Source organism: Okeania sp. SIO2B9 (assembly GCF_010672505.1).
GTDB lineage: Bacteria > Cyanobacteriota > Cyanobacteriia > Cyanobacteriales > Microcoleaceae > Okeania > Okeania hirsuta.
Map to the genome: position 1 here is coordinate 1 of NZ_JAAHGK010000173.1, position 8,118 is coordinate 8,118.

General features: G+C 36.4%; 6 protein-coding genes. 5 read left to right on the top strand and 1 reads right to left on the bottom strand.

The genetic code is table 11. The annotated features are described in order from the left end of the window. Nucleotides 1-190: 190 nt before the first annotated feature. Complete coding sequence (locus F6K13_RS08630; protein ID WP_161564655.1) at nt 191-334, top strand: hypothetical protein; 144 nt, start codon at nt 191-193, stop codon at nt 332-334. Between the two features lie 467 nt (nt 335-801). Here F6K13_RS08630 and F6K13_RS08635 read toward each other — a convergent pair whose 3' ends face one another. Then, nucleotides 802-2,115 carry a D-alanyl-D-alanine carboxypeptidase gene (locus tag F6K13_RS08635; RefSeq protein ID WP_124146518.1) on the bottom strand — a complete coding sequence of 438 codons (1,314 nt, stop codon included), beginning with the start codon at nt 2,113-2,115 and terminating at the stop codon, nt 802-804. Between the two features lie 841 nt (nt 2,116-2,956). Here F6K13_RS08635 and F6K13_RS08640 point away from each other — a divergent pair. The 4 genes from F6K13_RS08640 (at nt 2,957) to fabD (ending at nt 7,726) form a co-directional block, all read left to right on the top strand. After that, a complete protein-coding gene (locus F6K13_RS08640; RefSeq protein ID WP_124146517.1) occupies nt 2,957-3,562 on the top strand; it encodes an IS607 family transposase in 606 nt (201 codons plus the stop codon). A gap of 313 nt (nt 3,563-3,875) precedes the next feature. Further along, a complete protein-coding gene (plsX, locus tag F6K13_RS08645) occupies nt 3,876-4,913 on the top strand; it encodes a phosphate acyltransferase PlsX (protein ID WP_124146516.1) in 1,038 nt (345 codons plus the stop codon). A gap of 431 nt (nt 4,914-5,344) precedes the next feature. Next, entirely contained in the window at nt 5,345-6,352 is a 1,008-nt protein-coding gene (locus F6K13_RS08650) for a beta-ketoacyl-ACP synthase III (RefSeq protein WP_124146515.1), read from the top strand. A 480-nt stretch (nt 6,353-6,832) separates the two neighbouring features. After that, the gene (gene fabD / locus F6K13_RS08655; protein WP_124146514.1) at nt 6,833-7,726 is read left to right on the top strand and encodes an ACP S-malonyltransferase; all 894 of its coding nucleotides are present in this window, start codon (nt 6,833-6,835) and stop codon (nt 7,724-7,726) included. Nucleotides 7,727-8,118 lie beyond the last annotated feature (392 nt).

Below are 8,118 nucleotides of genomic sequence, written 5' to 3' on the forward strand. Positions count from 1 at the left end.
TTCCCTATATGTAGTGTTTATTTGATTTTATAGACACTATATGTTGAAAGTCTATTGTCAACAAGCGCAATAAAACCCGGTTTATTGATAATTACCCCTAGTTTATTGACGAGATGCGTTTGCCCTGGGCGAACACCACCCAATAATAAAATCGTATCATGATTTTTTTGGCGATGCAAGGGGAAAAGCCTTGCCGTTTTTTAGAGCTTCACAAAATGATAGTTTCTGGGTTTGTGAATATAGCGATCGCTTCTACATGAATAATATTGATACTGTTGATGGGGTGAAACATTTTCCAATCGTTACTTTTCCAGCAAAGTGCTTCACAGGATGATAATTTTTCTGGTGCTTTGATGGTGCGAGTATCTCTTCTATATATATTCAGTAACGATATGCTGTTTTTTAGTTGAATAAAAAGTCATATATATGGGCGAACAACACCTAATAACAAAATCGTATCATGATTTTTTTGGCGATGCAAGGAGAAATATAGCAATGTGCGCTGGCATATTTACACATTATTTTTTGTACACCTTTTCGCTTACTGCACTTTGAGCTGGACATTGTAAATACCTGAGCGCTCATTGCTATACCTTGCCGTTTTTTTGGAGCTTCACAGGATGCAGATTAATCATCCGTGTATCCGTGGCCAAATCCTTGTCTGGCAACGTTGCTTAAATGTAATGGTAAGTAGCTAAAAGTAATTTCAGTTATCAGTTAGCCTTCTCCGGAGGAGCTACGCTTTTTCCTATCGGATGCAATACTAACTCCTGTGAAATCATAAATTTATTCAGCAACACCTTAATTTTGTTGTCCCAAAATCTGATTTCGATCGCTAGCTCCCAAACCCAACCTATTACCATTAATCTGAGGAGTAATCACAGCAGGTACTTCAGTAACTCCCCAAAGACTTACCAATTGCTGTAAAAACTTATCCTGCTCCACCCGTGTTGCTTCCCAGTAGGGACTTCGGTTAATCATCGTAAACCAAACCAAACCCTCTTCACGGGTAGGAATAACTCCAGCTAAAGCAATCACATCATTGAGAGTACCAGTTTTCACCGCCGAACCCTGGGGAATACTCCTAGACTGGTCTACTAAAGTTCCTCGGTCATAACCAGATACCGGAAATAAGTCAGCAATAACCCACTCAGAAGTTTGAAGATACCGTTGAATAGCTATTAACATTGCACTCACAGCTCTTGGAGAAATTTTATTTTCTACTCCCAACCCAGAACCATTAATTAACTGAATTTCTGCTTGAGGCACTCCCGCAGTCCAGGCAGCTTTTTGTTGAACAACTTTTGCTCCACCCAAATTACTAGCTATTATTTCAGCCAACTTATTATTACTTTCTACATTCATAGTTTTGAGAATATAGATAAGTGGCAAAGACTTGTGTCGAATAATTGGAATTTCTGTAGATACAGATTTTTGGGATATTACAGAACCAGCGATCGCTACTTTTGGCAGAGGTGTTCCTGGTGGCATTCGGTTGTAGATATTTCTCACATTATTAGACCAAGTGGCTGAATTGATACCTTCTCGCAATAATTGGCCTGCAACTATGGGATTAGTCTGATGGTTCATCCAGAAATCACCCACTACAATCAAATTACCTGTGACTTGATTAATTCCCAATTTTTGGATGGCGTTACCCAGGGCGATCGCTTCTTCCCAGACAAAATATGGGTCATTACCGCCATTTATTACCAAATCTCCTCGCAATATTCCATTTGTAATTGGTCCTGTGGTGCTGATGGAGGTTTCAAATTGATGTTGAGGTCCCCAAGTTTCTAGGGCAGCTAAAGATGTGGCGATTTTTGTTAAGGAAGCACCAGGCATCGGAAGTGTACCTTCGCGGCCATGCAAAAGTTTAAATTCTGACTGTATCCATATACCCTGAGCATCGGAAGTTAGTAATCTCTTGGCTGCCAAACCTTTCAAGTATTCATCTACTTTTATAGTTAATATTCGATCGGAATTTTCAGGTGAAATTAATTGAGGTAAACCTGTTTGCCATTTGAGTATGGTTACAGTATTTTGCCCAATAGTTTGTATGCCTGCCATTTCTAGCCACAGAGATATAATTCCATAGCTGAACAAATCCCACATAACTCAATTCAATTTTTTTTCAAGTTTTTCTATAGCAGGGAACAGGGAACAGGGAACAGTGGTAAAAGCTTTTCTCTGTCTCAGGTTCATCATCAATCTCTGTCCTAACTAACTTTTTCCTTGCTATATCATAGTGGACTTCAATCATATATATCCTACATTCCGCACTTCATCATACAAAGATTATGTTTTTAGGGGATAGAAAGCAGAAAATTGATTGTTCAGGAGCTTGTCTAATTCTTTAATCAAAAAAGGAAAATATATTTATTACTGTTTTGTCATACGCAATAGTAAGACATCAAACACCTGGCAATGATTAACTTGGAGTTTCCTACTGAGGAGGCAGAAAATTTATTGCTTGGGAGCTGGTGTAATTATGGAATCAAAAATAGAAAATATATTCATTACTGTTTTGCCATACGCAACAGTAAGACATCAAACACCTGGCAATGATTAACTTGGAGTTTCCTACTGAGGAGGCAGAAAATTTATTGCTTGGGAGCTGGTGTAATTATGGAATCAAAAATAGAAAATATATTCATTACTGTTTTGCCATACACAACAGTAAGACATCAAACACCTGGCAATCATGAATTTAAATACTCCTATTGAGGAAGCAGATTATTCATTACTGTTTTGATATACACAACAGTAAGGTATCAAACCTTTGCCAATCATGAATTTGGAATTTCTTACTCCGGAAACATAAAATTAATTGCTCAGGAGCTGGTGTAATTATTGAATCAAAAACAGAAAATATATTCATTACTGTTTTGACATACGCAACAGTAAGACATCATTATTTGCTAAACTTGTTTATTGAATATGCTAAGTTCTGAAAATGAGCAAAATTTCTATAGGGAAAGCCGCAGAACTACTTGGAGTAGCAGAAAGTACTCTAAGAAGATGGGAACGTGAAGGCAAAATCCAATCAGAAAGAACCAAAAATGGACATCGCCGATATGATGTGACCACTCTTCTTGGACTAAGAGCTGGAGAACGTAAAACTATTGGTTATGCCTGCATTTCTAATTCTGAGCAAACAGCCGATTTAAATACACAAATTATGGTACTAGAAGCCTACTGTAATAATCAGGGTTGGCTAGTAGAAATTATCCGAGATTTAGGCTCTGGAATCAATTATAGAAAACGGGGGTTAGTAAGATTAATAAAAATGATCTGCTCAGAAAAAGTAGAGCGTTTAGTTTTAACAAATAAAGACCGTTTAGTAAGATTTGGTTCGGAACTAATTTTTACAATTTGTGAGATTTTTGGCACAGAAATAGTGATTATTAATCACTTGTCTGAATCCACAGAAGAAGAAGATTTGGGTACAGATATCTTAGAAATAATCAAAGTTTTTAGTGCTAGGTTATATGGTAGCCGTAGCCAAAAGAATAAAAAAATAGTCGAAAAATTGCAAGAGGCAGCCAATCAAATAAATTGATATTTATTAAGTCAAAAATTATCTGTAATTTAAGATATCTGTCAATGGATTCGGAAGGCTGTATCTTTTGTGTGTTTATAGAAAATATTTTTTTGCTGTTATAAATTGAATTAATGCCCGAGAGAGTAATTTTTCAAAAGTCACTAATTTAAAAAGCTTTTCCTGACGGAATGCTCCGCAAACAGGTGCCTAATTATATGCACAAATTTTTCGGCTGATAGATGATAGCTGATAGCTAATAGCTGATAGCTATTAAAAGTAAATAAAGATCAATTAACTGATAAAATCTTGAAGGCTTCTCTAACTTGGATCAATGGGAATAACACCTACACGAATCGCAATAGATGCTATGGGTGGGGACTACGCCCCATCACAAATTGTTGAGGGAGCAATACAAGCACAAGAAACTCATGGTGTAAAAGTATTGTTAGTTGGCGACCCTCAGAAAATCAAAGCCTGTATTAATCACAAGTCAAATCAACCTCTGCCAGAAATAGTCCCTGCGGAGGAAATTGTGGAAATGCACGAAGAACCTTTGACTGCTATTAGACGTAAGTCCAAAGCATCAATTAATGTGGCGATGAACTTAGTCAAGCAAAAAGAGGCTGATGCTGTGGTATCTGCAGGTCATTCAGGAGCAGCCATGGCCTCCGCATTACTACGTTTGGGACGACTATCAGGAATCGATCGCCCTGCAATTGGGGCAGTTTTGCCAACTATGGTTCCCAAAAAACCAGTACTGATTCTTGATGTTGGTGCGAATGTAGACTGCCGTCCTAAATTTTTAGAGCAGTTTGCAGTTATGGGGACAATTTATAGCGAATATGTTCTGGGGACTACTGAACCAAAAGTGGGTCTACTGAATATTGGGGAAGAACCATCAAAAGGAAATGATTTATCAGTCAGGACTCATCAAATACTGCAAGAAAATAATCAAATTAAGTTTATTGGTAATGCAGAAGGTCGGGATGTTTTATCTGGCAGTTTTGATGTGATAGTCTGTGACGGTTTTGCCGGAAATGTTTTATTAAAATTTGCTGAGGCAGTGGGTGATGCTGTATTGCAAATGATGAAAGAAGAATTAACGCCAGGACTGAGTGGAAAAATAGGTACTGCAATATTACGACCTAATTTAAAACGAATGAAGCAAAGAATAGACCATGTAGAACATGGAGGTGGATTACTATTAGGAGTAGGAGGAATTTGTATTATTAGTCATGGTTCTTCTAAAGCTATAGCTATATCTAATGCAATTCGTTCAGCAAGAGATGCAGTAGAAAATAAAGTAATTGAACGAATTAATTCTAACTATGTACCAGAAAATCACAAATCAATAGTCAGCAATCAGTAATTTTTCTAGATATTTTAGACTGATTCACTGTAATTAGAAGCTACCCAAATTATTGAACAAAAAAAATTAGTAGATAGAATCAATCATAAATTTCAAATAAGTCAAAAAATAGCAAAATTTGAAATAGGTAAATTCAGAGTAAATAGCCTTTAAGAATGGTTAGTAGAAACAATTAACAATTAACAATGAATAATTAACAATTACCTCTCCTTGAAAACATAGGATTGACTCAAAGGAAAATTTTTTCTTTTCTCTTAGTCCATTGGATATGGCGAAGAGACCCGCTCTTAACAGAGCCGCTCCGCTAACGCCATCCCACTCTACTGGAAGCTCCGCTAACGAGAGCTTTTCCCCTTTAAAGGAGAGGTTTTAAACTTTAATTATTCGGTCATTAGTAACGATCAAACCAATAAGAGCTTAAAAACTGACAGATGACAAATATCGGTATTGCCATTACAGGAAGCGGTTCAGCTACGCCAAAAGTATCCCTAAATAACCAACAGTTATCCCAAATAGTAGAGACTTCTGACGAATGGATCGGCACTCGTACAGGGATTCGTAATCGACGACTGGCAGATACAACAGAATCATTATGTACCCTCGCGACTAAAGCATCTCTAGCAGCGATCGCCCAAGCTAATATTACTTCCGCAGATATTGACTTAATAATTTTGGCCACATCTACTCCAGATGATTTATTTGGCACTGCCAGTCAAATTCAAGCAGAATTGGGTGCCCAGAAAGCAGTGGCCTTTGATATGACTGCAGCTTGTTCTGGTTTTGTATTTGGTCTAGTCACAGGAGCACAATTTATCCGTACAGGAGTGTATCAGAATGTTTTGCTGATTGGGGCAGATGTTTTATCCCGATGGGTAGACTGGGGAGATAGAAGTACTTGTGTGTTATTTGGAGATGGCGCTGGTGCTGTGGTTTTGCAAGCTTCAGAACAAGACCGACTCTTTGGGTTTGAACTTCGCAGTGATGGTAGTCAAAATAACTGTCTAAATCTTTCTTATCAACCCCAAGCAAAACAAATAATTGAGGGAGTAACTGTTAGTCAAGGTACTTATCAACCAATCACTATGAATGGGAAAGAAGTCTATCGTTTTGCGGTTCAAAAAGTTCCGGAAGTGATAGAAAAAGCTTTATTTAAAGCTAATATGAGTACTGAGAAAATTGACTGGTTATTATTACATCAAGCTAACCAAAGAATTCTTGATTCTGTTGCTAGTAGACTCAAAATTCCCTTAGAAAAAGTTATTAGTAATCTCGGAAATTATGGTAATACTTCTGCTGCTTCTATACCTATAGCTTTAGATGAAGCTGTTAGAGAGGGTAAAGTTAAACCGGGAGATATTATTGCTGCCTCTGGTTTTGGAGCAGGGTTAACTTGGGGAGCAGCAATTTTTGAGTGGGGAATTTCAAAAATTAATAATTAATAATTAATAATTAATAATAATTACCGAAAAATTGTGGTTTAAAGCCTCCCCTTTTAAGGGGATAAAAAAAAGAGTATTCCTTATGTCAAGCCTCTTGCTTTAGCTAGAGTTACTGATAACTGATAACTGATAACTGATAACTGAAATGACCTCTCCTTTAAAACGGAATTGATTGACTAATCATGAAAATTTTTATTCTCTTGGTCGATTGGATATGGCGAGGGAACCCGCTCTTTAGAAAGTCGCTCCGAATTAGGGAATAGGGAATAGGGGAAATAATTGATTATTTATCTGCAATAATTGATTGGATTTTTTATTAAACAGGGAGTAGGGAATAGGGAATAGGAGGAAAAGTCTTACGTTATCTGAGCTTTAAACTTTTTAACTATCAAGCAACTTTCCTTCGACTACTATATAATTTCAAGGCTAAATAGCTGACAACTTTTAGACATAAATAATAGGCAAAATTTTAATATCAAAATGACAAAAACAGCATGGGTGTTTCCGGGACAAGGTTCTCAAAAAATTGGTATGGGAATAGATTTGTTAGACTTGTCTTCTGCTAAAGCAAAATTTGAGCAAGCTCACGAAATTTTAGGTTGGTCTATAACAGAAATTTGTAAAACTCAAGAAGAAAAATTATCTCAAACTCTTTATACTCAACCCTGTTTATATGTAGTAGAAAGTTTATTAGCAGATGAAATGTTGGCTAATTCTTTTCAACCAGACATTGTTGCAGGTCATAGTTTAGGAGAATATGTTGCTCTCTACGTCGCTGGGGTATTTAATTTTGAGACAGGACTAACATTAGTTAAAAAACGTGCCGAATTTATGAATAATGCCACAGGTGGACAGATGGCAGCTTTAATGGGATTCGATCAAAAACAGCTTGAAGAAGAACTTCAGCAAACCGCAGATGTTGTTCTCGCAAATGATAATAATTCAGCTCAAGTTGTAATATCTGGTACACCAGAAGCAGTCGAAACTTTACTCAGTAAAATTAAGGTTAAACGTGTAGTGAAGTTAAATGTTTCTGGGGCGTTTCATTCTCACTTAATGGAGTCGGCATCTACAGAATTTCAACAAATATTAGAATCAGTAAAATTTGCTGATGCAAAAATTCCCATAATTTCCAATTTTGAGCCAATTGCTACTACAGATGCAGTGACAATAAAACAACGTCTGGATAGACAAATGACAAATGGCGTGCGGTGGCGCGAAACATCTTTACAGATGCAAAAAGAAGAAGTAGAAAAAGTCATAGAAATTGGTCCGGGGAAAGTTCTCACAGGTATAATTAAACGAACTTGCCCAGATTTTAAATTAGCAAATGTAAGTAGTTTAAAGGATATTAAAGTTAAAGTTGAAAGTTAAAAGTAAAAAGCTAAAGAATAGCCTTGATTTTTTGATTATTTCTAGTCAAAAATTTAGGTAGATAGTTTGATATTATTTTTGAATTGATCATAAGTAAAAAAATTAGGCTTTTTGGATAGCAATGAGAATCGTCAAACCCTATGAATTTTCAGACTAATATAAAAATCTTATTTGAATTGCGGGTAAAAATATCTTTGAATTTAGGGAATACCGGAGCTGGAGAATAGGGGGAAAAGTTTCAGAGTTTTTATATATCCTTAGATTTTTTACATATCATTTGGGATTTCTATATAACAATCCTATTTGACTTGTGAGATATCCTCAACTGTTAGGGAATAGGGAAGAGGCAATGGAAAACACCGAAGCAATAAATCAAATTATCAGGAAGGATT

Coding starts and splice junctions, on each gene's coding strand:
- plsX (WP_124146516.1), top strand. CDS start 3,876: ATGGGAATAACACCTACACGAATCGCAATAGATGCTATGGGTGGGGAC.
- F6K13_RS08650 (WP_124146515.1), top strand. CDS start 5,345: ATGACAAATATCGGTATTGCCATTACAGGAAGCGGTTCAGCTACGCCA.
- F6K13_RS08640 (WP_124146517.1), top strand. CDS start 2,957: ATGAGCAAAATTTCTATAGGGAAAGCCGCAGAACTACTTGGAGTAGCA.
- fabD (WP_124146514.1), top strand. CDS start 6,833: ATGACAAAAACAGCATGGGTGTTTCCGGGACAAGGTTCTCAAAAAATT.
- F6K13_RS08635 (WP_124146518.1), bottom strand. CDS start 2,115: ATGTGGGATTTGTTCAGCTATGGAATTATATCTCTGTGGCTAGAAATG.